Source organism: Serratia entomophila, assembly GCF_021462285.1.
Classification (GTDB): Bacteria; Pseudomonadota; Gammaproteobacteria; order Enterobacterales; family Enterobacteriaceae; genus Serratia; species Serratia entomophila.
In genome coordinates this window covers 1,147,013-1,172,233 of record NZ_CP082787.1, presented here as the reverse complement: position 1 = coordinate 1,172,233, position 25,221 = coordinate 1,147,013, and the positions used below count along the sequence as shown (strand labels likewise).

Below are 25,221 nucleotides of genomic sequence, written 5' to 3'. Positions count from 1 at the left end.
GAATGATTAGTCTTTACCTGACCGCTGGCGTAATATCTGTTTACATATGTCTGACAGGAGGTTTGCATGTTTACTTTTATTCCTATCGTGATTGTCGTCGCGCTGATTGTGGTGTTCGCCGGCGTCAAAATTGTGCCGCAGGGTTTCCAATGGACGGTAGAACGCTTCGGCCGCTACACCAAAACGCTGATGCCCGGCCTCAACCTGGTGGTGCCGTTTATGGACCGCATCGGCCGAAAAATCAATATGATGGAACAAGTGCTGGATATTCCTTCGCAGGAAATCATCTCGCGCGACAACGCCAACGTCGCCATCGACGCGGTGTGTTTCATTCAGGTGGTTGATCCGGCGCGTGCCGCCTATGAGGTCAGCAACCTGGAGCAGGCGATCGTCAACCTGACCATGACCAACTTCCGTACCGTGCTCGGCTCGATGGAGCTGGACGAAATGCTGTCGCAGCGTGACAGCATCAACAGCCGTCTGCTGCACATCGTCGACGAGGCCACCAACCCCTGGGGCGTCAAGATCACCCGTATCGAGATCCGCGACGTGCGCCCGCCGGCCGAACTGATCGCGTCGATGAACGCCCAGATGAAGGCCGAACGGACCAAACGCGCCGACATCCTTGAGGCCGAAGGGGTGCGCCAGGCGGCGATCCTGCGCGCCGAAGGCGACAAACAATCGCAGATCCTGAAGGCCGAAGGCGAACGTCAGTCGGCGTTCCTGCAGGCGGAAGCGCGCGAACGCGCCGCCGAAGCCGAAGCGCGCGCTACCCAGCTGGTTTCCGACGCTATCGCCAGTGGCAACATTCAGGCGGTGAACTACTTCGTGGCGCAGAAATACACCGATGCGCTGCAGAAGATAGGTTCATCCAACAACAGTAAAGTGGTGATGATGCCGCTGGACGCCAGCAGCCTGCTGGGCTCTATCGGCGGTATCGCCGAACTGCTGAAAGAAAATAAAGGCAAGTAACCATGGTCGAGCTCATTGCAGCAAACCCGCACTGGTTTTGGCTTTCCCTCGGCGGGGTGCTGCTGGCGGCGGAAATGCTCGGCGCCAGCGGTTATCTGTTGTGGAGCGGCGTGGCGGCGCTGATCGTCGGCGCGCTGGTCTGGCTGCTGCCGCAGCTGCCGTGGGAATGGCAGGGAACCATCTTCGCCGCGCTGACCGTGATCGTCGCCTATCTGTGGTGGTACTGGCTGCGTCAGCGCCCGGCCGCCGCCGCCAGCGGCGCTCAGGTGCTCAACCAGCGCAACCGCCAGCTGATCGGCACCCGCGCCACCCTGACCGAAGCGATGCATAACGGCATGGGCCGCATCAACATCGGCGACAGCAGCTGGCGCGCGCAGGCCGCTGAAGATCTGCCGGTCGGCACCGAGGTGGAAGTGATTGCGGTAGAAGGCGTCACCCTGGTGATCCGCGCCGTCGGCCGCTAATTGTGCCGGCAGCACCCCGCCAGGTTATTGATGATCGGGCAATCGGCCCCTTCGTCGCCCGGGCACTGTTCCGCCAGCGCCAGCAGGCGTTGGCGCATTTCGCCCAGCTCGCCGATGTGCTTTTCAATTTCCGCCACCTTCTGCAGGGTGCGGGCCTTCACGTCGGCGCTGTGGCGGGCCGGATCGTTGAACAGCGCCACCAGTTCGCGGCATTCGTCCAGATTAAAGCCCACCTGCCGCGCCTGGCGCAGCAACGTCAGTTCATCGATATGCTTGGCGGAATAACTGCGATAGCCGTTGTCGGTGCGGATAGGCGCGGTCACCAACCCTTTCTCCTCATAAAAACGGATCGCTTTGCTGGTTAAACCGGTTTTTTTCGCCACGTCGCTGATATTCATTTTCACTCCTTGACCTTCCCCTTGCTGGAAGGTTTAAGCTTCATTCTTAGTGAAAACGGGTCAAGCGGTCAACCTTTAAACACCGCCCTTGAGCGAGGAATCGAATCATGTCACAAACTACCGTGCTGGCATTGCAGGGGCTGTCCTGCATGAACTGCGCGCAACGGGTGAAACAAGCCCTGGAAAGCCGCAGCGATGTCGAACAGGCCGAGGTTAACGTGCACTATGCCAAGGTGACCGGCGATGCGCCGAGCAGCGCGCTGATCGACAGCGTGGCCGCCGCCGGCTATCAGGCCGAAATCGCCCAACGGGCCGATAGCGAACTTCAGCTGAGCGGCCTGAGCTGCATGCACTGCGTCGGCAGCACCCGCAAGGCGCTGGAGGCGGTGCCGGGCGTGATCGCCGCCGACGTCAGCCTCGACGCCGCCAAAGTCTACGGCGCAGCCGATCCTCGGGCGCTGATCGCCGCGGTGGAACATGCCGGCTATCACGCCAGCCTGGCGGGCGCCATCGCCCCAAAAACTGAGCCGTTGGCTGATGCAACCCCAGCGTTGCCGGACGTTCAGCCAGCGGCGCAACCTACCCTTCCGGCAATCGACAACGATGACGACAGCGTGCAGCTGCTGCTCAGCGGCATGACCTGCGCCAGCTGCGTCAGCAAGGTGCAGCACGCGCTGCAGGGCGTGCCCGGCGTAGCACAGGCGCGGGTCAATCTGGCGGAGCGCAGCGCGCTGGTGACCGGCGGCGCCGATCCGCAGGCGCTGGTGGCGGCGGTGGAAAAAGCCGGTTACGGCGCTGAGATGATCCAGGACGAAACCGAACGCCGCGAACGCCAGCAGCAAACTGCACGCGCCAACATGAAGCGTTTTAGCTGGCAGGCGGCGCTGGGCCTGGCGCTGGGCATTCCGCTGATGGCCTGGGGCCTGTTCGGCGGCAGCATGTCGCTGACGCCGGAAACCCAGCGCCCGTGGCTGGCGGTCGGCATGATCACGCTGGCGGTAATGGTGTTCGCCGGCGGGCATTTTTACCGCAATGCCTGGCGCGCATTGATGAACGGCAGCGCCACAATGGACACCCTGGTGGCGCTGGGCACCGGCGCCGCCTGGCTTTATTCGATCGGCGTCAATATCTGGCCAGACGCCTTCCCGATGGAGGCCCGCCACCTGTACTACGAGGCCAGCGCGATGATCATCGGCCTGATTAACCTCGGCCACGCGCTGGAACAGCGGGCGCGCCAGCGCTCTTCGCAGGCGCTGGAGCGGCTGCTGGATCTGACGCCGCCCACCGCACGGCTGGTGACCGACGACGGCGAGCGCACTATCCCGTTGGCGGAGGTGCAGCTCGGCATGACGCTGCGCCTGACCACCGGCGATCGCGTGCCGGTCGACGGCGAAATCGTGCAGGGCGAGGTGTGGATCGATGAGGCAATGCTGACCGGCGAAGCAGTGCCGCAGCAGAAAAGCGCGGGTGACAGCGTGCATGCCGGTACGGTGGTGGACGACGGCAGCGTGCTGTTCCGCGCCGGCGCCATCGGCAGTAAAACCACGCTGGCGCGCATCATCAAGCTGGTGCGGCAGGCGCAAAGCAGCAAGCCGGAAATCGGCCAGCTGGCGGACCGCATCTCGGCGGTGTTCGTGCCGGTGGTGGTGGCGATCGCACTGTTCAGCGGCGCCATCTGGTACTTCTTCGGCCCACAGCCGCAGCTGGTTTATACGCTGGTGATCGCCACCACCGTGTTGATCATCGCCTGCCCTTGCGCGCTGGGGTTGGCCACGCCGATGTCGATCATCTCCGGCGTCGGCCGGGCGGCCGAATTCGGCGTGCTGGTGCGCGATGCCGATGCGCTGCAGCAGGCCAGCCGGCTCGACACCCTGGTGTTCGATAAAACCGGCACCCTGACCGAAGGGCGCCCGCAGGTGGTGGAAATCCTGACTTTTAATCAGGTCGGCGAGCAGCAGGCGCTCGATTGGGCCGCCGCGCTGGAGCAAGGCTCCAACCACCCGCTGGCACGCGCCATTCTCGAGCGCGCCGCCGGGCAAACGCCGCCGCAGGTGGAACAATTCCGCACCCTGCGCGGCGCCGGCATCAGCGGTGAAGTGAATGGCGTAAGGCTGCTGCTGGGCAACGCCGCGCTGCTGCAACAGCACCAGGTGGCGATCGGCGAGCTGGAAGCGCAGATGCAAAGCCAGGCCGAGCGCGGCGTAACGCCGGTGCTGCTGGCCGCCGACGGTCAACCGGCCGCCCTGTTCGCCATCCGCGATCCGCTGCGCAGCGACAGCGTTGAGGCGCTGCAGCGCCTGCACCGCCAGGGCTATCAGTTAGTGATGCTGACCGGCGACAACCCGGTGACCGCCAACGCCATCGCCAAAGAGGCCGGCATCGACCGGGTGATTGCCGGGGTGCTGCCGGACGGCAAGGCGGAAGCGATCAAACGGCTGCAGGCGCAGGGGCGGCGTGTGGCGATGATCGGCGACGGCATCAACGATGCGCCGGCGCTGGCGCAGGCCGACGTAGGCATCGCGATGGGCGGCGGCAGCGACGTCGCCATAGAGACCGCCGCGATCACCCTGATGCGTCACAGCCTGCACGGCGTGGCCGACGCGGTGGAGCTGGCGAAAGCGACGCTGCGCAATATGAAGCAAAACCTGTTCGGAGCGTTTATTTACAACACGCTGGGCATCCCCATCGCCGCCGGCATACTCTACCCGCTGACCGGCACGCTGCTCAGCCCGGTAGTGGCCGGCGCGGCGATGGCGCTGTCGTCGATTACCGTGGTCAGCAACGCCAACCGGCTGCTGCGCTTTAAGCCCAAAGGCTAATCCTTTGCGGGGCGTCGATACGGCGCCCCGTTCTTTTTGACATAATTCCTTCACTCTTCAGGCTTTCTTGTCCGACGGATAGCGTTTAGCATGGGGCAAGCGTCATGCCCTCGCCTTTCACGCTGAAAGGCGAACACGTTATTCAGGAGTCACGCTGTATGGGTCAACTGTTACGCCGCATCGCCGCCTTTCTCGGCCTGATCTCGCCTATGGCTTACGCCTATCCGGCGCTGGACGTCAGCCTCCCCGGCGATCGCCAACTGCATCTGGTAGGCAGCATTCATATGGGCACCGTGGATATGGCGCCGCTGCCGGCCAGGCTGGCCGCGCGCCTGAAGCAGGCCGATGCGCTGATTGTCGAAGCCGACATCACCGGTTCCGCTTCGCCGTTTGACCATGTGCAACTGCACCCTGAGCTTGAACAGCGCCTTTCCGCCGACGAGTTCCATCAGTTGCTGGCGCTGTGCCAAGAGCTGGGCGCCGACGCCGGGTCCTTTTCGACCCTGCCGGGTTGGCAGGTGGCGCTGATGATGCAGGCGCGCCAGGCTCAGCGCTTGGGGCTGCGCGCCGAGTACGGCGTGGATTACCAGCTGCTGCAGGCGGCCAGGGCGCAGGATAAAAAGGTGATCGAGCTGGAAGGCGCGCAACAACAGCTGGCAATGCTGGAACAGCTGCCGGAAGGCGGTATTGCGCTGCTGCGCGACACGCTGGAGCATTGGCACACCAACGCGCGCCTGCTGCAGACCATGGTCAGTTGGTGGTTGGACGCCAAGCCCAGCGGCACGCTGGAAACGCTGCCCGCCACCTTCAGCGCCGGGCTGTACGACGTGCTGATGCACCAACGCAACCGCGACTGGCGGCAAAAGCTGGAAGCGCTGCCGGCCGGCAACTATGTGGTGGCGGTAGGCGCGTTGCACCTGTACGGCGAGGACAATTTGCCGGCGATGCTGCAGACGCCGCGCTAAAAAAAGTGGCCAATATCGCTATTGGCCAGTCAAAGAGGAATTTCTTGTATTTTAGTTATACGCATAGCAACCGTGTTAACGGTTACAATAGACAGGGTAGCAACCCGGTGAACACCTTGGCAACTCGCTTTATGTAACAGCCTCTCAGGTTGCTGGCAGGGTTATATTTTTGTATTTTTACCCTTTGCCGCCATAACCTCCCCGCCGGGGACATTTTGGAAAAAACATCATGACGCCCGCAGTGGTTCTGCTTGAAAAACAAAAGGTCGCATTCACTCTTCACCCCTACCAGCATGACAGCGACGAAACCCACTTCGGCGACGAGGCGGTGCGCAAGCTGGGGCTGGATGCCGATCGGGTCTACAAAACCTTGCTGGTGGCGCTGAACGGCGACGCCAAACGGTTGGCGGTGGCGGTCACGCCGGTCGCCACGCAGCTGGATCTGAAAAAGGTCGCCCGCGCCCTCGGCGCCAAAAAGGCCGAAATGGCCGATCCGCAGCTGGCGCAGCGCGTCACCGGTTATCTGGTGGGCGGCATCAGCCCGCTGGGGCAGAAGAAACGCCTGCCGACGGTGATCGACGGCCCGGCGCGGGAATTCGCCACCATTTACGTCTCCGGCGGCAAACGCGGGCTGGACATCGAACTGGCGGCCGAGGATCTGCGCCGGCTGCTGTCCGGCAGCTTCGCCGATATCGCCAAACGCGACTGACAACGCCCAGTCCCTGCGCCTAGCGGCACACCACCGTGGCGTCACAGGCCGCCAGCGTCTCCACCATGCGGTCTTCCAGCGCTTTGATTTCCGCGCCGGAAGTCAGGTAGTTGTTATTGATGATCGAAAAGACCAGCGGCCGCCCGGTCGCCGAATCGACATAGCCGCTGAGCGATGAAACGCCGGTCAGCGAACCGCTCTTGGCATAAGCGCGGCCGGTGGCCGGAGTATTCACCATGCGGTTGCGCAGCGTGCCGCCCACCAGCAGGCCCGGCTCCCCCGCCACGGGCAAGGCGTTGCGCCAGGCCGCAAACCAGGGCTGTTTTCTGGCGGCCAGCAGCAGCGTCGTCAACTGGTGCGGCGTTACCTGGTTCATCCGCGACAGCCCGGAACCGTCCACCTGGCGAAACTCCGCCGGGTTGACGCCCTGGCTATGCACAAACTGGCCGATCGCCTGCAGCCCGCTGGGCCAATCGCCCTTGCCCAGGGTTTTGCGCCCCATGGTTTTGGTGAGGATCTCGCCATAACCGTTGTTCGACACTTTCAGGAAGGTGACCGCCAGGCGTGAAAGCGGCTCGGAGACTTTTCCGGCCAGCTCGGTGGCGCCCGCTGGGGTTGCGCCCTCGGCCACGCCATCGCGCAGCCTGATGCCGTGGCTGCGCAACGCCGCCTGCAACAGCGCGCCAACCGCCTTGGCCGGCGCGTCAATGGTGACAAGTTTCGAATCCGTTGCGGCCTGCGCGCCAATGGTACCGCTGACCACAATCCGGTTGCCGCCCGGCCGCCGCTCGAACGCCAGCGCGGTCGTCTCCCCGGTGGCGGTGTCATTGACGATTTCCACCTGGCTGGCGGCGGGGTAAAACGTCACCTTGCCCGGCGCGCCCTGGCGGCTGCCCGGCTGCACGTCAACGCGCACCACGTTGATATCGCCGCCGGGGGTAAAGGAATAGTTCAGCGCAGAAATGGGCGCGGCGAAGGCAAAGGTTTCATCGTCCCAGCTCCAGCCGGCGCCAAAGGGCGTGTTATCGAACGCGCCGCCGTCCAGTATCAACCGCCCGTCAATCTGCCTGATGCCGCGCTGCGCCAGCGCGGCGGCAAAGGCCTCAAGATCGTCCGGATGCAGGGTGGGATCGCCGCTGCCCTGCAGGTAGATATCGCCCCTCAGCCGCTCGCCATGCTGTTTGCCCGCCGTTAACAGCCGGGTTTCAAATCGGTAGTCCGCGCCCAAAATGCCAAAGGCCGCCAGGGAAGTGAACAGTTTCATGTTGGAGGCCGGCACCAGACGCCGATCGGCATCGGCCTGATACAGCACGCTGCCGCTGGCGGCATCGCGCACCATCATGCCGCTTGAAGCCCCCGCCAGCGCCTTATTCTGGCCGATGGCCGCCAGCGCATCATTCAGGCTTTGGCCGTGGTGCCCCCCGACTCCGGATGTGGAACACCCCGCCAGCGCCATGACGGCAGGCAACAGCCATCCTGCGGTTTTCAACATGTTATTTCCTCGTGACCTTTATCAAAATATCGCTATTTATCAGGCTATCACAGGAAAACGATGACGGCGGCTTTTCGTTCCGCCCGGCGGGGAAATTTTTTGCCGGGGAGGCCGGCGGTTTATCGCGCATCGGCGCAAGATAAACCGCCGGGTATGGCGTTACCGATAAACGATCTCGCCCTTCGGCTCATAGGCCGCCGCGTCCAGCGGTGAGTGTTTCTCAATATACTGCTTCAGCACTTCGGCATCGATAAAGCCGGTATTGACGTAGCTCGGCGAGCCATCCAGCTTCGGATAGCCGTCGCCGCCCAGCGCGTTGAAGTTCAGCGTCGCCATGCGGTAGGTTTTGTCCGCCTGCAGCGGCCGGCCGTTGATCTTCACGTTGCTGACGCCCTTGCCGTCCGCCACCAAGCTAACGTTGGCGAACTGGGCGTAGGCACCGGAATCCACCTTCATATTGGCCACCACCGCCAGGTACTGTTCGACCTCGCTGCCTTTCATGTCGACATGCACCAGGGTGTTGCCGAACGGCTGCACCTTGAGCACGTTCTTGTAGGTAATGTCGCCGCTTTCGATCGAATCGCGCACCCCACCGCCGCTCATCACCGCGAAATCGGCGTCGGCGCGTTCCATCTGCGCCGCCAGCATCACCCGCGCCAGATTGGTTTGCACGAAGCGCACCTTGCTGCGATCCCCTTCCAGCTTGCCGTTAACGCTGCCGATTTTGACGTCCAGCTGCGCCTTGCCCTTCTCCTGGAACGGCGTCAGCAGCTTCATCATGGTCGGATCTTCCGCGATCTGCCGGGTGTAATACACTCGCTCGCTGGTGCCGTCGGCCTTCTCGACCTTCTTCTTCAGGTTTACCGGGATCAGCTGATAATGCACCAGCTTCAGTTCGCCGTTGCGGAACTGGAAGTCGGCGCGGCCGACGTATTTGCCCCACTCATGCGCCTGCACGATCCAGGTGCCGTTCTGGCGATCCGGCGAGCACGGGGTGCCCGGCACGTAATCCACCTGCTTGTGGTTCTCGCTGGCCATGCAGACCGGATCCTGCGAGTGGCCACCGACAATCATATCCAGATAGCCGGCAGGCAGGCTGCGCGCCATCTCAACGTCGCCCGGCGCGTTGGAGCCGTGGTTGCCGTCATCGTAATGCCCCATATGGGTGGCGGCGACGATCACGTCCGGCTTTTCATTCTGCCGCAGCTGTTCCACCACCTGCTTCGCTTCCTGCGCCGGCGCGTGGAACTCGATATCGGTAAAGAACTCCGGGTTGCCTATCTTGGCGGTGTCGTCGGTGGTTAAACCGATCACCGCAATCTTGATGCCCTGCTTGTTGAACAGCGCATAAGGCTTGAACAGCCGCTGCCCGGTGCTCTTCCGGTAAATATTGGCCGACAGCAGCGGGAAGGTCGCCCATTTCTCCTGCTGGCGCAGCACGCTCAGCGGGTTGTCGAATTCGTGGTTGCCGATCGCCATCGCATCGTAGCCCACCAGATTCATGCCGCGGAAGTCCGGCTCGGCGTCCTGCAGATCGGACTCCGGCACGCCGGTATTGATGTCGCCGCCGGAGAGCAGCAACAGGCTGCCGCCTTTGGCCGCCACTTCCTGGCGTATGCCGTCGACCAGCGTTTTCTGCGCGCCCAGGCCGTATTCACCGTGGTCGTTCTGCCAGAAATGGCCGTGGTGGTCATTGGTGTGCAGGATGGTGATGTCGTAGGTTTTATCCTTTTCCCAGCCGCTGGCGGTTCCCGACAGGAAAGTCAGGGAAACGGCCAACGCGCATGCGGTGGTCTTCAATGCAAAACGCATGGCGGATCTCCATGTAATTAAGTGACTTTTTTGATGTGGCCGAAATTGTAGCGCGAATCAATGACATCTGATTTCAAATTTTTGCGATGTGAGTCAGATTATTTCAGATATGGTAAAAATTGAGCAAGCTGCCTAAGATATCAACTCTGTACTCAACAACTTATCAGGCTAATAATAATATGACCGACAGTAGCCAAAGCGCCGTGCCGCCGGCCAAGGGCAGCGCGGTGAAAGGCACCGCTTTCTCCATCCTTGGCGCCATCAGCGTATCTCACCTGCTTAACGATATGATTCAGTCGCTGATCCTGGCGATTTACCCGATCCTGCGCGCCGATTTCCACCTCAGCTTTGTGCAGATCGGCATGATTACCCTCACCTATCAGCTGACCGCATCCTTATTGCAGCCGCTGATCGGCTATTACACGGATAAACATCCGCAGCCCTATTCATTGCCGATCGGCATGGGCTTTACCCTGTCCGGCCTGCTGTTGCTGTCGGTCGCCAACACCTTCCCGCTGGTACTGCTGGCCGCGGCGCTGGTCGGCACCGGCTCTTCGGTGTTCCACCCGGAATCTTCCCGCGTGGCGCGCATGGCCTCCGGCGGGCGGCACGGCCTGGCGCAGTCGCTGTTCCAGGTCGGCGGCAACTTCGGCAGCTCGCTCGGGCCGTTGCTGGCGGCGCTGATCATCGCCCCCTACGGCAAGGGCAACGTCGCCTGGTTCTCGCTGGCGGCGCTGCTGGCGATAGTCGTGCTGCTGCAGGTCAGTAAGTGGTATCAGCAACAGCACCGGGCGGCGAAAAGCCAGCCTAAAAGCGCTTCCGCCTTGAAAACGCTGCCAAAACGCACGATCGCCTACTCGCTGGGCATTCTGCTGGTGCTGATTTTCTCCAAATACTTCTACTTGGCCAGCATCAGCAGCTATTACACCTTTTATCTGATGCATAAGTTCGGCGTTTCGGTGCAGAATGCCCAACTGCATTTGTTCGCCTTCCTGTTCGCCGTTGCGGCCGGCACCATTATTGGCGGGCCTATCGGCGACAAGATTGGGCGTAAATATGTTATTTGGGGTTCAATTCTCGGTGCGGCACCCTTTACGCTTGTTTTACCCTACGCATCGCTCTATTGGACCGGCATTCTGACGGTGATCATTGGGGTTATCCTTGCCTCAGCGTTCTCGGCGATCCTGGTCTATGCACAGGAGCTGATCCCGGGAAAAGTCGGCATGGTTTCCGGTTTATTCTTCGGTTTTGCTTTCGGTATGGGCGGGTTAGGTGCGGCGGTTCTTGGTTATGTCGCAGATTTAACCAGTATCGAACTGGTCTACCAAATCTGTGCTTTCCTGCCGTTAATCGGCATTATCACCGCGTTACTGCCTAATATGGATCATAAAGCGCAATAACCCTGCCGCTTGCCCGGGTGAAATTCATTATTCACCCGGGTTATCTACCAGATAAATCAATGTTATTTGCGTTATCTGGTGGTAAATCTCCTTATTGACCCCATCAAAGTGAAATCCTCTGCTTTTTCGCAAAAAAGGCCAATTTAGCCAAGCAAGGCGCGAACAAATGCAATAAACTAAATGTATCTTTTCGTAACTTGGTTGCGTTTTCTCCCTGCCGCGATGCATAGCTAGAAGGAGTCTGGATGCATAATTCAACACCGCTGATCACCACCATTGTCGGAGGGTTAGTACTCGCCTTCCTCCTCGGTATGCTGGCGAATCGCCTGCGCATCTCCCCACTGGTGGGGTATCTGGCCGCAGGCGTGCTCGCCGGCCCGTTTACCCCCGGTTTTGTCGCCGACACCTCACTGGCGCCGGAACTGGCGGAAATCGGTGTGATCCTGTTGATGTTCGGTGTTGGCCTGCATTTCTCTCTTAAAGACCTCCTCGCGGTAAAATCCATCGCCATTCCCGGCGCCGTGGCGCAGATTGCCGTCGCCACCCTGCTCGGCATGGGGCTGTCGAAGCTGCTCGGATGGGATCTGATCTCCGGCCTGGTGTTCGGCCTCTGCCTGTCCACCGCCAGCACCGTAGTGCTGCTGCGCGCACTGGAGGAACGGCAGCTGATAGACAGCCAGCGCGGGCAAATCGCCATCGGCTGGCTGATAGTCGAAGATTTGGCGATGGTGCTGACGCTGGTGCTGCTGCCGGCCTTCGGCAACATGCTGGGCAACGACAACGCCAGCAGCGGCCAGCTGTTGATGGAGCTGGCGCTCACCATTGGCAAGGTCATCGCCTTCATCGCGTTGATGATCGTGGTCGGCCGCCGCCTGGTGCCCTGGATCCTGTCGAAAACCGCCAGTACCGGTTCGCGCGAGCTGTTCACCCTGGCGGTGCTGGCGCTGGCGCTCGGCATCGCCTACGGCGCGGTGAAGCTGTTCGACGTCTCCTTCGCCCTGGGCGCGTTCTTCGCCGGCATGGTGCTGAATGAATCCGAACTGAGCCACCGCGCGGCCCACGATACGCTGCCGCTGCGCGACGCCTTCGCGGTGCTGTTCTTCGTCTCGGTCGGCATGCTGTTTGATCCGCTGATCCTGATCAACGAACCGCTGGCGGTGCTGGCGACGCTGGCGATCATCGTGTTCGGCAAGTCCGCCGCCGCCTTCTTGCTGGTGAAGATGTTCGGCCACTCCAAACGCACCGCGCTGACCATCTCCGCCAGCCTGGCGCAAATCGGCGAGTTCGCCTTTATTCTGGCCGGATTGGGCATTTCGCTGGGCATGATGTCGGAACACGGCCGCAATCTGGTGCTGGCCGGCGCCATTTTGTCGATTATGCTCAACCCGCTGCTGTTCACCCTGCTGGAACGCTATCTGGCCAAGACCGAAACCATGGAGGATCAGATCCTCGAAGAAGCGGTGGAGGAAGAGAAGCAGATTCCGGTCGACATGTGCAACCATGCGCTGGTGGTCGGCTATGGCCGCGTCGGCAGCCTGCTGGGCGGCAAGCTGGCCGAGGCCGGCATTCCGCTGGTGGTGATTGAAAACTCCCGCCCGCGCGTTGAGGCGCTGCGCGAACAGGGCATCAAGGCGGTATACGGCAACGCCGCCAATCCGGAAGTGATGGATCTGGCGCGGCTCGACTGCGCGCGCTGGCTGCTGCTCACCATCCCGAACGGCTATGAGGCCGGTGAGATCGTCGCCTCGGCGCGCAGCAAACGGCCGAACATCGAGATTATCGCCCGTGCGCACTACGATGACGAAGTGTCTTACATTTCCGATCGCGGCGCCGATCAGGTGGTGATGGGCGAACGGGAGATCGCCAACAGCATGCTGAACATCCTTAAGCTGGATACGCTGAGCGAAGAAGAGAAGCTGGGCGGCTGCCCGATCTGAAGCGGCAATCAATAGTAAAAAAGGTCCGGCTTGCCGGACCTTTTGCTTTTATCGTTCCCAGTAAGACTCTTCCAGGCTGTCTTCCCGTTCCGGCAGCCCGCGCGTCAGGCGCGGCGAATGCTGGTTCAGCACCTGGTAGCTGACGCGGTTGGCGTATTTGCACACCTGCGCCAGTGAAGAATAGGTCAGATAGCTGCGCACGTGCTTGCTGGAGTTCGGCACGTTGTTACGGTGGAAGCCGTTGGCGGCGATATCGTGCAGCAGCGCCGACAGCGCGCCGTCACCGGCGCCGTTGGTATTCATGATCTTTTCCGGGCCGCCCATGTAAGGGGCAATATGCGAATAAACGCGGAACGGATTTTCGCAGCTTTCGCGGCGCATCGCGCGGCTGAACTCGTAGCGGTTGAATTCGGCGATATGCCCCGGCAGCAACGGGTGCTGGGTTTCACGCCTGTTGGCCTCTTCGGTGTAGCCCGCCATGTACAGGCCGCTCGGCCCGGCGGTGCACAGCACCAGATCCACCCAGTCCAGCGCCATATCCGAGGCGGTCAGCGGATCGCTCAGCCCGGTCAGCTCCAGCGCTTCGTCTTCGTTCATCGCCAGAATCGACACGTGCTGCTGCAGAAAGTCGCGCCACCACTGCGGGTTGTCGGCGATCACGTATTTGGTGCCCAGCGTCAACACCACCGGCACGTCGTGCTTTTTGGCGTAGGCTATCGCCTGCATGGTGGCTTCCCGCATCGGCTCCCCTTCCTTGCAGCGCACCAGATAGGAGGTCAACACCAGCGCCGAGGCGCCGGCAATCACCTCTTCCGGCACGCTTTCCGGCCGCAGCTGGTTCATCTGCCCCGGGCTGATGGCGAAGGTGCGTTCGCCGCTTTCGCTAATCAGCGTGAAGCAGCGGCCTATCGCCCCGTCCACCGCCTGCAGGTAGTTGAGATCGGTGCGGCTGGAGGTATTGCACAGGTAGCGGTAGGCGTAGCTGCCGATTTTGACATTGCTGCACATCACGCCAAGCAGGATCGAACGGTCATCCGCCAGCACCGAATAGTTGTGCAGGGTATTGCCGATGGTGCCGCCGGCAAACTGATGGGCGATCAGATTGTTTTCAGTCAGTTCCTGATACAGCGCCTCGGCGACGTCGTCTTCAATCACCAGCGAATGCCCAAGGCTCAGGCCGTAGCGTTCGACAAAGGCATCGTCCACTTTGGCTTCAATATCCACCAGCGTCTGGTCGATACCGACGATATAAGAGGTGCTGGCCTCATTTTCAGGCTGCGTCTGCTGCAGGAGCGGATCGCGGGCGTTCACCGGAAAATAGTGCTTGGACTTGCGTTTACCAGGAAATTTCATGTGATTGGCGGTTGTGGCAGTTAACAGGCAGAGAATGTTAACACATTCCTGCCTGATGATGATTAATGCAATTATACAGATTGTTGATGATTAGAAACGCTGCGCCACCAACTGCTGCATCATATCGATGTGCGCAGGCTCGTCGTTCAACGCAGAAATATACTCAAACTTCTCGCCGCCCGCCTCGAGGAAGATCTCGCGGTTCTGCTCTTTGATCTCCTCCAGCGTCTCCAGGCAGTCCGCCGAGAAGCCGGGGCAAATCAGCTGGATATGCTTAATCCCTTGCGCCGGCAGGCCCTTCAAGGTTTCGTCGGTGTAAGGGGTCAGCCAGGGTTCGCGGCCGAAGCGCGACTGATAGGTCATCATCACCCGATCCGGCGACAGCGGCAGCGTGGCGGTCAACGCACGCAGCGTATCTTCGCAGCGCTGCGGGTAATCGTCCCCCAGCCGCGCATAACGCTTGGGAATACCGTGGAATGACAGCACCAGCCTATCCGGCTGACCATGCTCGGCGAACGACCGCTCGACGCTTTGCTGCAGCGCGGCGATGTAGGCCGGGTGTTCGGCGTAATCGCGGATAAACCCGATCGACGGCAAACGGCGGTAGCCCTTGAGCACGCGCGCCACCCCGTCCCATACCGCCGCGCTGGTCGAACAGGAGTATTGCGGATACAGCGGCAGCACCACCAGGTTGGTCACGCCCTGCGCCAGCAGCTTGTCGATGGCTTCCGCCAGGCTCGGCGAACCGTAGCTCATGCCCAGCTCTACCGGGGTGTTCGGCATGCGCGCGGCCAGCGCACGCTGTTGGCGCCGGCTATAAACCAGCAGCGGCGAGCCTTCCTCCATCCACACCGACTGGTACAGCTTGGCGACGCGCGGCGAACGGATCGGCAAGATAGCGCCGTTGAGAATCGGCCACCACAGCAGCGGTGAGGTATCGACCACGCGTTCGTCACTGAGGAATTCTTTCAGATAGCGTTTTACCGCCGATGAGGTCGGAGCGTCTGGCGTGCCCAGGTTCACCAGCAATACTCCGTGTTTCTCTTGCTTCATCTCAGTCCCCCTCGTTTCCTTTCCGGCCGGCACCCCGTTCTGGGTCGGGGTGTCAGCAGCCATTAATGCGGGCTATTGTAACGGAAAAGTCCTTGGCCGGAACCGATAACAGCAACAGGCGTCGCCCATGAGGGCGCCATTTTTCCTCAGCTTTGCGCCAGTCGCCACACCGCCGCCAGGTTACGCGCCGTCACCTCCAGATTGTGCGCCGCCTCCATCAGCGCTTCGTCCAGCGTGACGATGCGGTCCAGCACGGAAAATGCGGCGTCGATGCCGTGTTGGTGCACCACCTGATAGTCCGGCGCCAGGCTGCCGGCGATAGCGACCACCGGCAAACCATAGCGTTTGGCCACCCGCGCCACGCCGATCGGCGTCTTGCCGTGGATCGACTGGCTGTCCAGCCGCCCCTCGCCGGTGATCACCAGATCGGCGTCGCGCACCGCCTCTTCCAGCCGCAGGGTTTCAATCACGATTTCGATCCCCGGCCGCAGCCGGGCATCGAGCATGCCGAGCAGCGCGGCCCCCATCCCGCCGGCCGCGCCGGCCCCCGGCTGGTTAACGATCTCGCGGCCGGTAATGCCTTCCAGCAAGGCACCGTAATGTTGCAGCGCCGCATCAAGCTGCGCCACCATCTGCGGCGTGGCGCCTTTCTGCGGGCCAAACACCGCCGATGCGCCCCTGTCACCGCACAGCGGGTTATCGACATCGCAGGCGGCGGTGATGCTCAGCCGCCGCAGGCGCGGATCCAAACCGGAAAGATCGATCTGCGCCAGCCGTGCCAGCGCGGCGCCCCCCGGCGGCAGTGGCTGGCCGCGCTCATCCAGCAGCCCCGCCCCCAGCGCCTGCATCATGCCGGCGCCGCCGTCGTTGGTGGCGCTGCCGCCGATGCCGAGAATGATGGCCTTCACGCCGCGATCCAGCGCCGCCAGCATCAGCTCGCCGGTGCCGTAGCTGGTGGTGATGCGCGGGTCACGCCGGCCGTGCGGCGCCAAATGCAGGCCGGAAGCGGCGGCCATTTCAATCACCGCAGTTACCCCATCGCCCAGCAGGCCATAAAACGCCTGCACCGGTTTGCCCAACGGCCCGGTAACCTCAACGTGAACGATCTCACCCCGGGTGGCCGCTACCATTGAATCCACCGTGCCCTCGCCGCCATCCGCCATCGGCAGCTTTACATACTGTACCTGCGGAAATATCTGGCTGAAGCCCCGCTCGATCGCATCGGCCACCGCCAGCGCACTCAGGCTTTCCTTGAAGGAATCCGGGGCTATGACCACTTTCTTCAGCGTTTTCATCACTATTCCTTATCCTGCCAGGTTAAATACGCCAAACATCAGCGCCGAGACCGCCGCAATGCTGAAGCCCACCAGCGTTTCATACGGCAACAGTTTCAGACGTTGGTGCACCGCCATATTGACGCTGCCGCCGGTCGCATGGAAAAAACTGCCGTGCGGCAGGTGATCCAGCACGGTCGCCCCGGCATGGATCATCGCCGCGCCGGCCAGCCCGCTGACGCCCAGCTCCAGCAAGGTGCTGCTGAATACGCCGGAGGCGACCGCGGTGCCGGCGGTGGTGGAGGCGGTAGCCATCGACATCAGTGCGCCGGACAACGGCGCCAGCAGCCAGGCCGGCAGGCCGGTGTGCGTCAGGCCGGCGATAAGCACGTCCTTCAGCGCCGAGTTGGCGATGATGCCCGCCAGCGTGCCGGTGCCGAGCAGCATGATGGCGACCGGCGCCATGCGGCTGAGGCCGGACACCATAAACTGATTGCACTGGCGAATGCGCCCCATCAGCAACGCCCCCGCCAGGCCGCCGGCCGGCAGTGCGATCAACGGATCGATAGCAATGCCGGCGATCGGCCGCAACGACAGCAGCAGGATCGCCACCAGCGGCGCGCTGATCGCCGCAGCAAAACCGGGGCGGCTGCCTTCGGCATGCTGAGTCAGCTCTTCCGCCATCACCTTGCCGCCCTTGCCGCTCAAACGCCGGGCCAGCAGGTAGGCCACTGCCAGACCGAACAGGCCGGGTATGATGCCGGCCAACATCACCGAGGTCAGCGGCACGTGAAAATTATCGGCGGCGGCGATGGTATTCGGGTTGGGCGACATCACGTTGCCCGCTTTACCGCCGCCGATCATCGCCAGCAGGATAGCCGCCCGCGAGATGCCGGCCTTTTGCGCGATGGACAATGCGATCGGCGCCACGGTGATCACCGCCACGTCGATAAACACGCCCACCGCCGTCAGGATCAGTGTAGCCACCGCCAGCGCCAGCAGCGCGCGGGTTTCCCCAACCTTGCGCACGATAGTTTCAGCGATGGTATGCGCCGCGCCGGATTCGATCAGCACCCCGGCCAGCACCCCGGCCGCCAGAATGCGCATCACGGCGTTGGTAATGCCCTGCGCGCCGCCGATCATCAAGGTGACGGTCTGCACCAGATCGGCGCCGCCGCACAATCCGCCGGCCAGTGCGCCGGCAATCATGCCGTAGGCCGGTGGAACCTTGCGTAAAATCAGGACAATGGCGACGATTAACGCCACCAGCGCCCCCAGAGTGGATACGGTTGTCATTGTTGTTTTCCCCGTGGTTGTGGTGTTGGCAACATATCCCGGCCGCCGGCCATTAACCTGAGAGAAAGCAACAAAAACGCTGCGTGAAAAGGGCGTTAAAATTGTGGGATGGCACAACTCAGACGTGCATCAGCATGCCGATATATAACCGCAGGGCATCGGTTAACTGATTGATTTTAAGCCCGGTAATCGCCTCGATACGCTGCAGGCGATAACGCAGGGTATTGACGTGAATGTGCAGCTGCGCGGCGGTCTGCGTCTGATCACAATTCTGCGAAAAATAATGCCGCAGGGTAGCGCGCAATACCCCTTTATCGTCCTGCGCGGCCAATATCCGCCAGGGATGCCCCAGCTCCTGCGCGCGCCAGTCATCCCCCAGATCGCACAGCAACGACGGCAGTGGGTAATCATGGTAGAACAACGTGGCGTGGCGCAGCTTCAGGCGGCGCGCCATCGCCTGGGTGGCGCGCGCCGTCAGGCTGGAACGATAAGCCCCCTGCTCGCCGGCAAAAAAACCGCCGACGATCAGGCGTACCCGAAAACGCTGTTTAAGCTGGCTTTGCAGCCGCTGCGCCTGCAGGCGCTCCTGCTGCAGGTTCCACTCTCCCTGCGCCAGGCAGGCCGGGCGCAGCAGGATCATTTCGTTGAATCCGGTGATGGCGATCAGCGCCTCGCGCTGGGCGCTCTCCAGCTCGGCCAGCAGCTCGCGCAACAGCTGCGGCTGCGGCTCATGCAGTTCGACAATCCAGACGATGCGCGGCTGCTGCAGATCCAACCCCAGGTAGGCCGCCATCGCCTCCAAAGAGGCCAATTCCGGCCGCGGCTGCAGCAACTGGTTCGCCAATTCTTCGCGGTAGCGTTTTTCCCACTGATGCTTTTCCAGCAACGCCGCCTGTTCCACCATCAGCTCCGCCGCCATTTTCACCAGTTCGGCGTAGGCGCGCACCTCGACCGGCTCACCGGAAATGCCTATCACCCCGACCCGCTGGTTGCGAAAGCTGAACGGCAGGTTGATGCCCGGCCGCACGCCTTTCAGGTGCTCGGCGGTGACGCTGTCGATTTCCACCACCCGGTTCTCGGCCAGCGCCAGCACCGCGCCCTCGTGGCGTTGAAACAGGCGCTGCGGATCGCCGGAGGCGATAATCACGCCGTTGCTGTCCATCACGTTGACGGAGTGGCTGATGATGCCCATCGCCCGTTGGACGATTTGGCGCGCGGTGGCCTCGGCCAGAAAATTGGTCTGTCTGAGCATGCCCGGCTCTCTGCTGATGATGGAAATACGGGCAGTTATACGCCATTTTCCGCGGATTATTAAAGACCGGCGCGGCGACAAGCTGGGGCGATCACAGTTCGGCGGCAAAAAGGCAAAAAAAAACGCCAGGCTCAAAGCCTGGCGTTACGTGCGGCGATAAAAATCGATCAGCCGAGAATGCTCGCCAGCTCGGCGCTCACTTCGCTCACCTTGCGGGTGCCGTCGATTTTACGGTATTGGGTGTTGCCCGCTTCAGCTTCTTTGCTGTAGTAGGAAATCAGCGGCGCCGTCATCTGATGGTATTCCACCAGGCGTTTACGCACGGTTTCTTCCTGATCGTCCTTACGGGTGGTCAGCTCTTCGCCGGTCACGTCGTCTTTGCCTTCCACCTGCGGCGGGTTGAATTTAACGTGATACACGCGGCCAGACGGCGCATGCACGCGGCGGCCAACGATGCGATCGACGATCAGTTCGTCCGGCACGGCGAATTCCAGCACGTAGTCCACGTTGATGCCGGCTTCTTTCATCGCGTCGGCCTGTGGAATGGTGCGTGGGAAACCGTCCAGCAGGAAGCCGTTGCGGCAATCTTCCTGAGTGATACGCTCTTTAACCAGAGCAATCACCAGCTCATCTGTCACCAGTTTGCCGGCGTCCATGATTTCTTTCGCCTGCTTGCCCAGTTCACTGCCGGCCTTCACGGCTGCGCGCAACATATCACCGGTGGAGATTTGCGGAATGCCGTATTTCTCCATGATGAATTGAGCCTGAGTACCTTTACCAGCGCCCGGAGCGCCCAGCAGAATGATACGCATTGCGTAAATCCCCTTGCTATGTAGTTTTTATAAAATTGCGAAAACGCTCAACGATACCATTTCAGGGGGGGCAGTCTCAAGGCGCGCGAAGGAAATCGATTGCGGAATGTGCAAAAAATCAAGCGAACAAAACACGGGAAAATGCGGGAAAAAACCGGAAATGCGCCCCTAACGGTGCCGTTAAGGGCGCATACGTTCAATTTCAGGCAGACAGCAACTTGTTCATGCGACGGATGAACAGGTTCGGATCCTCCAGCGTGCCGCGTTCAGCCAACAGCGCCTGATCCAATAACAGGTCGATCCATTCGGCGAATTGTTCGTTATCGCCCACGTCGGATGCGCGTTTGACCAACGCATGCTCCGGATTCAGCTCGAAAATGTATTTCACCTCCGGCGCCTGCTGGCCCGCAGCGGCGAACAGCTTCGCCATCTGGGTGCTCATTTCGTCGGCGTCGGTGGTGACGATCGCCGGCGTGTCGGTCAGGCGGTGCGTCAGGCGCACGTCCTTCACCCGCTCGCCCAGCAGCGTCTTCACGCGGTCGATAAACGGCTCCAGCTGCTTCTCTGCGGCCTTCTGCTCTTCGGTTTCGTCCGCCAGCTTGTCCAGCGCCTCATCCGCCTTGCTCACCGATTGGAACGGCTTGCCGTCGAACTCGGTCAGGTAGCTCATCATCCATTCGTCGATGCGGTCAGACAACAGCAACACTTCGATGCCTTTCTTGCGGAACAGCTCCAGGTGCGGGCTGCTCTTGGCGGCGGCGTAGCTGTCGGCGGTGATGTAGTAAATCTTCTCCTGCCCTTCCGCCATGCGGCCCACGTACTCTTCCAGCGACAGGGTTTGCGCCGCGCTGTCGCCACGGGTGGAGGCGAAACGCAACAGCTTGGCAATCGCTTCCTGGTTGCCGTTGTCTTCCGCCGGCCCCTCTTTCAGCACCAGGCCGAACTGCTGCCAGAATTTCTGATAGCTTTCGGCGTCGTCTTTCGCCAGCTTGTCGAGCATCTGCAGCACGCGCTTGGTCAGCGCGCCGCGCAGGTTTTGGGTCACGCGGCTGTCCTGCAGGATTTCACGCGAGACGTTCAGCGGCAGATCGTTGGAATCTATCAGGCCGCGCACGAAGCGCAGGTAGTTCGGCATGAACTGTTCGGCGTCGTCCATAATGAACACCCGCTGTACGTACAGCTTCAGGCCGTGCTTGTGATCGCGGTTCCACATATCCCATGGCGCCTGGGCCGGGATATACAGCAGGCTGGTGTACTCCTGCTTGCCTTCCACCCGGTTGTGGCTCCAGCTCAATGGGTCGGTGAAGTCGTGGGCGATGTGCTTATAGAACTCTTTATATTCTTCGTCGGTCACGTCAGCCTTGCTGCGGGTCCACAGGGCCTGAGCCTTGTTGATTTTTTCCCAGGTGACGGTGTCGTCTTCTTCGTTTTTGCTCTCGATTTCCACCGGCAGCGCGATGTGATCGGAGTATTTGCCAATCACCGAGCGCAGGCGCCAGGCGTCGAGGTATTCATCTTCCCCTTCGCGCAGGTGCAGGGTGATTTCGGTACCGCGGGTTTCTTTGGTGATGTCGGCGATGGTGTAATCGCCTTCGCCGGCGGACTCCCAGAATACGCCTTCATCGGCGGCGGCGCCCGCTGCACGCGTGCGCACCGTGACTTTATCCGCCACGATGAATGCCGAGTAGAAGCCGACGCCGAACTGGCCGATAAGCTGGCTGTCCTTGGCCTGATCGGAGCCGATCGACTCCAGGAAGGCTTTGGTGCCTGATTTGGCGATGGTGCCGAGGTTCTCGATCACTTCGTCTCGGCGCATGCCGATGCCGTTATCGGCAATGGTCAGGGTGCGTTGCTCTTTATCGAAGGACAGGCGCACGCGCAGCTCGCCGTCGCCCTCATACAGCTCTGGCGCGGACAGCGCGCGGAAGCGCAGCTTGTCGGCGGCGTCCGAGGCGTTGGAGATCAGCTCGCGCAGGAAAATTTCTTTGTTGGAGTACAGCGAATGAATCATCAAATGAAGCAGTTGTTTTACTTCAGACTGGAACCCGCGGGTTTCTTGACCTTTCATACTCATTGATTACCTCAAAGACAATTGCTACCAAAAGCGGACAATGAGGATCAGGTGGGGGTCAGGGCATTGTTTTTCAAGCGGCTGGAGGGGAAATTTTTGCGGAATAACTAACGGGGCCGAACGGCCCCGCCAGGGGAAAACATCAGAACTTGATGGCGTGACGGCCGGCCAGAGAGTGCGACAGCGTGGTGCCGTCGACCATCTCCAGTTCGCCGCCCACCGGCACGCCGTGGGCGATGCGGCTGGCGAGCACGCCATACTGGCCGCACATCTCGGCGATATAGTTGGCCGTTGCATCCCCTTCCACCGTCGGGTTGGTGGCGAGGATCACTTCGCTAATGCTTTCCTTTTCCAGCCGTTGCTCCAGCCGATCCAGGCCGATATCGCCTGGCCCGATGCCGTCCAGCGGCGACAGGTGACCCATCAGCACAAAGTAGCGCCCGGCGAACTGGCCGGTCTGCTCGATGGCGTGAATATCGGCCGGGGTCTCCACCACGCAGATCTGGCCGTTTTGCTGACGGCGCGGATTGGCGCAAATGGTGCAGATGTCCTGCTCGGTAAAGGTGCGGCAGTCGGCGCAGTGGCCGATTTCCGACATGGCGCGCGTCAGCGCCTGCGCCAGGCGCATGCCGCCGCTGCGATCGCGCTGCAGCAGTTGGAACGCCATGCGCTGCGCCGACTTCGGGCCAACGCCCGGCAGGCAGCGCAGCGCCTCCATCAATGACTCAAGGAGCGGGCTGGTTTGCATCAGAACGGCATCTTGAAGCCAGGCGGCAACTGCATGCCGTTGGACACGGACGCCATCTTCTCTTTCTGGGTTTCGTCGATGCGGCGCGCGGCGTCGTTAAACGCGGCGGCGATCAGGTCTTCCAGCATATCCTTGTCGTCTTCCATCAGGCTTGGATCGATCTCCACGCGGCGGCAGTTGTGCGCGCCGTTGATGGTCACTTTCACCAGGCCCGCGCCAGATTCGCCAGTCACTTCCAATTTGGCGACTTCTTCCTGCATCTGCTGCATTTTTTCCTGCATTTGCTGGGCTTGCTTCATCAGGTTACCCAGACCGCCTTTACCAAACATAGTCGTCTCTCGTCGCTAGGGCCGCGCACTTTGCGCAGCGTTTAAAGGGGGCGAATACTCTCTTCATCCAGATCCGCGTCAAAGAAACGGCGCAGCGTCTGGATGTTGGTATCCGCAACGATGGACTGGCGCGCCTGCGCCAGCTTTTCTTCATAAATGGCTTGCCGCCACTCCAGCGGGGTGCGCTCCGCCGGATTATCGTCTTCCACCACGGTCAGTTCGACCGGGCCGCCGTGCAGCTCGCTGAGCGCATCGGCCAACGTCTTCTGCGCCGAAGGCGAATTCAGGTGACGCTGCGAAGGCCGCAGGTGGAGACAAATCTTGCCCGGCTCCGGCTGCTGCCTGAAGGCGTTCAACGCCAGCTGCTGCACCAGTTTGGGGATCTTCAGCTTATCGATTTCCGCCGCCCAGGCGTCGCGCTCCAGCGACTCTACCACCAGCTTGGCCGACAGTTCCGGGGTTTTCTCGTGCTCCAGCGCGGTGCGCAGCGCCTTCGGCGTCGCCAACGGCTCCGGCGCCGCCTCCGGCTCGCTCAGGGCGCGCCAGCGGTAGGCCTCCGGCTTGACCGGTTTTTCCGGCACGACTTTTTCCGCCTGGCGCCGCTGGCTGCGCTCAGTCACGGAAGCTAATCGCTCCAGCGCTGAGTTTGCCGGCCGCGCTCTTCCTGGCGCCGCCGGCTCACTCTTTTTTGGTGTGGATGCTCCCTGCCGCAGCAGCTGGGTTCGTGCTTTTAACAGCTGCGCGGTGGCATCCGGCAAGTGGGTCTGTTGATTATGCTGCGGCGCGGCGGCCTGGCCTAACGGCGGCGGCGCATCCTGAAACTGCGGCTGTTGCGCCGGCTGCGCCATCTGCGCCGGCGCGGTCTGCACCAGCGCCACCGGCTCCGGGATCACCGCCTTCGGGTGAAACGCCAGCGCCCGCAGCAGGGTCATTTCAACCCCCATGCGGCGATCCGGCGCATAGGCCAGCTCTTTGCGCCCGACCAGCAGCGTCTGATAGTAAAGCTGTACGTCCGCCGGCGGCAGGGTGCGCGCCAGCTCACGCAGCCGCTGTTCGACGGCGGCGTAGTGATTATCGAGCATCGAAGGCAGCAGTTGCACCATCGCAATGCGGTGCAGCAGCGCCAGCGTCTCCACCAGCAGGTTTTCCCAGTCCACCCCGCGCGAAGCGGCCTGCGCCACCTGCGCCATCAGCTTCTCGCCGTCGGCGCTGACCAGCGCTTCGAGGATCGCCAGCGGCTGCTCGTCGTCGAGCGTGCCGAGCATCTGGCTGACGGTGGCGGTGGTAACCTGCCCCTGCCCCATGGCGATCGCCTGGTCGGTCAGGCTCAGCGCGTCGCGCATGCTGCCGTCGGCGGCGCGCGCCAGCAGCTGCAGCGCGCGGGCGTCGCTGGTTATCTGCTCCGCCTGCAACACCGTTTCCAGCTGGTTGCGGATCTGATCGACATCCAGCGCCTTGAGATGGAACTGCAGGCAGCGGGACAAAATGGTGACCGGTAATTTCTGCGGATCGGTGGTGGCCAGCAGGAACTTGACGTGTGCAGGCGGCTCTTCCAGCGTTTTCAACAGCGCGTTGAAGCTGTGGCGCGAAAGCATGTGCACTTCGTCAATCAGGTAAACCTTGAAGCGGCCGCGGGCCGGCGCGTACTGGACGTTGTCCAGCAGATCGCGGGTGTCTTCCACCTTGGTTCTGGACGCGGCGTCGATCTCGATCAGATCGACAAAGCGCCCCTGCTCAATCTCGCGGCAGTTGTCGCATTGGCCGCACGGCGTGGCGGTGATGCCGGTTTCACAGTTCAGGCCTTTGGCCAACAGGCGCGCAATGGTGGTTTTACCCACGCCGCGCGTGCCCGAGAACAGATAGGCGTGATGAATCCGCCCCAGCGAGAGGCCGTTAGCCAGTGCGGTCAGGACATGTTCTTGTCCGACAACATCTGCAAACGTTTGAGGGCGCCACTTACGGGCAAGAACCTGATAGCTCATTAATACCGGAGAAGTCGAGGAATCTGGAGGGTCATGCTAACACAGCCCCGCGGCGATCCGCGAGGCCGTTGTGCCCAAGGGGC

Annotated in this window: 20 protein-coding genes and 1 other annotated feature; of the genes, 7 read left to right on the top strand and 13 right to left on the bottom strand. The window is 61.7% G+C overall.

What is annotated here, in order from left to right; genetic code table 11:
* Window positions 1–66 precede the first annotated feature (66 nt).
* Both KHA73_RS05620 and KHA73_RS05615 read left to right on the top strand, forming a co-directional pair.
* The gene (locus KHA73_RS05620) at window positions 67–972 is read left to right on the top strand and encodes an SPFH domain-containing protein (protein WP_234589646.1); all 906 of its coding nucleotides are present in this window, start codon (window positions 67–69) and stop codon (window positions 970–972) included.
* A 2-nt stretch (window positions 973–974) separates the two neighbouring features.
* Window positions 975–1,436: an NfeD family protein gene (locus KHA73_RS05615; protein WP_234589645.1), complete on the top strand. Its 462-nt coding sequence runs from the start codon at window positions 975–977 to the stop codon at window positions 1,434–1,436.
* On the opposite strand, the gene cueR is transcribed toward KHA73_RS05615, so the two are convergent.
* Complete coding sequence (gene cueR, locus KHA73_RS05610) at window positions 1,433–1,834, bottom strand: Cu(I)-responsive transcriptional regulator (protein WP_234589644.1); 402 nt, start codon at window positions 1,832–1,834, stop codon at window positions 1,433–1,435. The genes KHA73_RS05615 and cueR overlap by 4 nt on opposite strands.
* 107 nt (window positions 1,835–1,941) lie before the next feature.
* Between cueR and copA the strand changes: the two genes are divergently transcribed.
* The 3 genes from copA (at window position 1,942) to ybaK (ending at window position 6,327) form a co-directional block, all read left to right on the top strand.
* Complete coding sequence (copA, locus tag KHA73_RS05605) at window positions 1,942–4,653, top strand: copper-exporting P-type ATPase CopA (RefSeq protein WP_234589643.1); 2,712 nt, start codon at window positions 1,942–1,944, stop codon at window positions 4,651–4,653.
* 158 nt (window positions 4,654–4,811) lie between these two features.
* Entirely contained in the window at window positions 4,812–5,618 is an 807-nt protein-coding gene (locus tag KHA73_RS05600; RefSeq protein ID WP_234589642.1) for a TraB/GumN family protein, read from the top strand.
* A gap of 229 nt (window positions 5,619–5,847) precedes the next feature.
* A complete protein-coding gene (gene ybaK / locus KHA73_RS05595) occupies window positions 5,848–6,327 on the top strand; it encodes a Cys-tRNA(Pro)/Cys-tRNA(Cys) deacylase YbaK (protein WP_234589641.1) in 480 nt (159 codons plus the stop codon).
* A 19-nt stretch (window positions 6,328–6,346) separates the two neighbouring features.
* Here the strand turns inward: ybaK and dacB are convergent, their stop codons facing one another.
* The gene (gene dacB, locus KHA73_RS05590; protein WP_234589640.1) at window positions 6,347–7,819 is read right to left on the bottom strand and encodes a D-alanyl-D-alanine carboxypeptidase/D-alanyl-D-alanine endopeptidase; all 1,473 of its coding nucleotides are present in this window, start codon (window positions 7,817–7,819) and stop codon (window positions 6,347–6,349) included.
* A gap of 159 nt (window positions 7,820–7,978) precedes the next feature.
* Complete coding sequence (ushA, locus tag KHA73_RS05585; RefSeq protein WP_234589639.1) at window positions 7,979–9,631, bottom strand: bifunctional UDP-sugar hydrolase/5'-nucleotidase UshA; 1,653 nt, start codon at window positions 9,629–9,631, stop codon at window positions 7,979–7,981.
* A 179-nt stretch (window positions 9,632–9,810) separates the two neighbouring features.
* Between ushA and KHA73_RS05580 the strand changes: the two genes are divergently transcribed.
* Window positions 9,811–11,031, top strand: coding sequence for an MFS transporter (locus KHA73_RS05580; protein ID WP_234589638.1), 1,221 nt, complete (start codon window positions 9,811–9,813; stop codon window positions 11,029–11,031).
* A 245-nt stretch (window positions 11,032–11,276) separates the two neighbouring features.
* On the top strand, window positions 11,277–12,968 hold the full coding sequence (gene ybaL, locus KHA73_RS05575; protein ID WP_234589637.1) for a YbaL family putative K(+) efflux transporter: 1,692 nt from the start codon (window positions 11,277–11,279) through the stop codon (window positions 12,966–12,968).
* A 48-nt stretch (window positions 12,969–13,016) separates the two neighbouring features.
* Here the strand turns inward: ybaL and KHA73_RS05570 are convergent, their stop codons facing one another.
* From KHA73_RS05570 to dnaX, 10 genes are all read right to left on the bottom strand, one after another.
* Window positions 13,017–14,321, bottom strand: a complete 1,305-nt coding sequence (locus tag KHA73_RS05570; protein WP_234589636.1) for an inosine/guanosine kinase — start codon at window positions 14,319–14,321, stop codon at window positions 13,017–13,019.
* A gap of 90 nt (window positions 14,322–14,411) precedes the next feature.
* Complete coding sequence (hemH, locus tag KHA73_RS05565; protein WP_234589634.1) at window positions 14,412–15,374, bottom strand: ferrochelatase; 963 nt, start codon at window positions 15,372–15,374, stop codon at window positions 14,412–14,414.
* Window positions 15,375–15,520: 146 nt separating this feature from the next.
* Entirely contained in the window at window positions 15,521–16,669 is a 1,149-nt protein-coding gene (locus KHA73_RS05560; RefSeq protein WP_234589633.1) for a glycerate kinase, read from the bottom strand.
* Between the two features lie 9 nt (window positions 16,670–16,678).
* Complete coding sequence (locus tag KHA73_RS05555; protein WP_234589632.1) at window positions 16,679–17,944, bottom strand: GntP family permease; 1,266 nt, start codon at window positions 17,942–17,944, stop codon at window positions 16,679–16,681.
* Window positions 17,945–18,062: 118 nt separating this feature from the next.
* Window positions 18,063–19,196 (bottom strand): sugar diacid recognition domain-containing protein, encoded by a 1,134-nt coding sequence (locus tag KHA73_RS05550; RefSeq protein ID WP_234589631.1) that lies wholly within the window; start codon window positions 19,194–19,196, stop codon window positions 18,063–18,065.
* A 167-nt stretch (window positions 19,197–19,363) separates the two neighbouring features.
* Window positions 19,364–20,008: an adenylate kinase gene (adk, locus tag KHA73_RS05545; RefSeq protein ID WP_234589630.1), complete on the bottom strand. Its 645-nt coding sequence runs from the start codon at window positions 20,006–20,008 to the stop codon at window positions 19,364–19,366.
* Window positions 20,009–20,210: 202 nt separating this feature from the next.
* Window positions 20,211–22,076: a molecular chaperone HtpG gene (gene htpG / locus KHA73_RS05540; RefSeq protein WP_234589629.1), complete on the bottom strand. Its 1,866-nt coding sequence runs from the start codon at window positions 22,074–22,076 to the stop codon at window positions 20,211–20,213.
* A gap of 145 nt (window positions 22,077–22,221) precedes the next feature.
* Window positions 22,222–22,827, bottom strand: coding sequence for a recombination mediator RecR (gene recR, locus KHA73_RS05535; protein ID WP_234589628.1), 606 nt, complete (start codon window positions 22,825–22,827; stop codon window positions 22,222–22,224).
* Window positions 22,827–23,156 carry a YbaB/EbfC family nucleoid-associated protein gene (locus KHA73_RS05530; RefSeq protein ID WP_234589627.1) on the bottom strand — a complete coding sequence of 110 codons (330 nt, stop codon included), beginning with the start codon at window positions 23,154–23,156 and terminating at the stop codon, window positions 22,827–22,829. The genes recR and KHA73_RS05530 overlap by 1 nt, the downstream gene beginning before the upstream one ends.
* Window positions 23,157–23,197: 41 nt before the next feature.
* The gene (dnaX, locus tag KHA73_RS05525) at window positions 23,198–25,138 is read right to left on the bottom strand and encodes a DNA polymerase III subunit gamma/tau (protein ID WP_234589626.1); all 1,941 of its coding nucleotides are present in this window, start codon (window positions 25,136–25,138) and stop codon (window positions 23,198–23,200) included.
* Window positions 23,801–23,865: a sequence feature (DnaX frameshifting element), on the bottom strand. Its footprint overlaps the gene before it by 65 nt.
* Window positions 25,139–25,221: the final 83 nt, after the last annotated feature.

What these genes read in the sequence shown, in the direction of transcription:
- KHA73_RS05570 (WP_234589636.1), bottom strand. Translation starts at nt 14,321, where the DNA reads ATGAAATTTCCTGGTAAACGCAAGTCCAAGCACTATTTTCCGGTGAAC.
- htpG (WP_234589629.1), bottom strand. Translation starts at nt 22,076, where the DNA reads ATGAAAGGTCAAGAAACCCGCGGGTTCCAGTCTGAAGTAAAACAACTG.
- KHA73_RS05615 (WP_234589645.1), top strand. Translation starts at nt 975, where the DNA reads ATGGTCGAGCTCATTGCAGCAAACCCGCACTGGTTTTGGCTTTCCCTC.
- ybaK (WP_234589641.1), top strand. Translation starts at nt 5,848, where the DNA reads ATGACGCCCGCAGTGGTTCTGCTTGAAAAACAAAAGGTCGCATTCACT.
- copA (WP_234589643.1), top strand. Translation starts at nt 1,942, where the DNA reads ATGTCACAAACTACCGTGCTGGCATTGCAGGGGCTGTCCTGCATGAAC.
- cueR (WP_234589644.1), bottom strand. Translation starts at nt 1,834, where the DNA reads ATGAATATCAGCGACGTGGCGAAAAAAACCGGTTTAACCAGCAAAGCG.
- KHA73_RS05580 (WP_234589638.1), top strand. Translation starts at nt 9,811, where the DNA reads ATGACCGACAGTAGCCAAAGCGCCGTGCCGCCGGCCAAGGGCAGCGCG.
- KHA73_RS05560 (WP_234589633.1), bottom strand. Translation starts at nt 16,669, where the DNA reads ATGAAAACGCTGAAGAAAGTGGTCATAGCCCCGGATTCCTTCAAGGAA.
- KHA73_RS05600 (WP_234589642.1), top strand. Translation starts at nt 4,812, where the DNA reads ATGGGTCAACTGTTACGCCGCATCGCCGCCTTTCTCGGCCTGATCTCG.
- ybaL (WP_234589637.1), top strand. Translation starts at nt 11,277, where the DNA reads ATGCATAATTCAACACCGCTGATCACCACCATTGTCGGAGGGTTAGTA.
- KHA73_RS05550 (WP_234589631.1), bottom strand. Translation starts at nt 19,196, where the DNA reads ATGCTCAGACAGACCAATTTTCTGGCCGAGGCCACCGCGCGCCAAATC.
- KHA73_RS05555 (WP_234589632.1), bottom strand. Translation starts at nt 17,944, where the DNA reads ATGACAACCGTATCCACTCTGGGGGCGCTGGTGGCGTTAATCGTCGCC.
- hemH (WP_234589634.1), bottom strand. Translation starts at nt 15,374, where the DNA reads ATGAAGCAAGAGAAACACGGAGTATTGCTGGTGAACCTGGGCACGCCA.
- recR (WP_234589628.1), bottom strand. Translation starts at nt 22,827, where the DNA reads ATGCAAACCAGCCCGCTCCTTGAGTCATTGATGGAGGCGCTGCGCTGC.
- KHA73_RS05530 (WP_234589627.1), bottom strand. Translation starts at nt 23,156, where the DNA reads ATGTTTGGTAAAGGCGGTCTGGGTAACCTGATGAAGCAAGCCCAGCAA.
- ushA (WP_234589639.1), bottom strand. Translation starts at nt 9,631, where the DNA reads ATGCGTTTTGCATTGAAGACCACCGCATGCGCGTTGGCCGTTTCCCTG.
- dacB (WP_234589640.1), bottom strand. Translation starts at nt 7,819, where the DNA reads ATGTTGAAAACCGCAGGATGGCTGTTGCCTGCCGTCATGGCGCTGGCG.
- adk (WP_234589630.1), bottom strand. Translation starts at nt 20,008, where the DNA reads ATGCGTATCATTCTGCTGGGCGCTCCGGGCGCTGGTAAAGGTACTCAG.
- dnaX (WP_234589626.1), bottom strand. Translation starts at nt 25,138, where the DNA reads ATGAGCTATCAGGTTCTTGCCCGTAAGTGGCGCCCTCAAACGTTTGCA.
- KHA73_RS05620 (WP_234589646.1), top strand. Translation starts at nt 67, where the DNA reads ATGTTTACTTTTATTCCTATCGTGATTGTCGTCGCGCTGATTGTGGTG.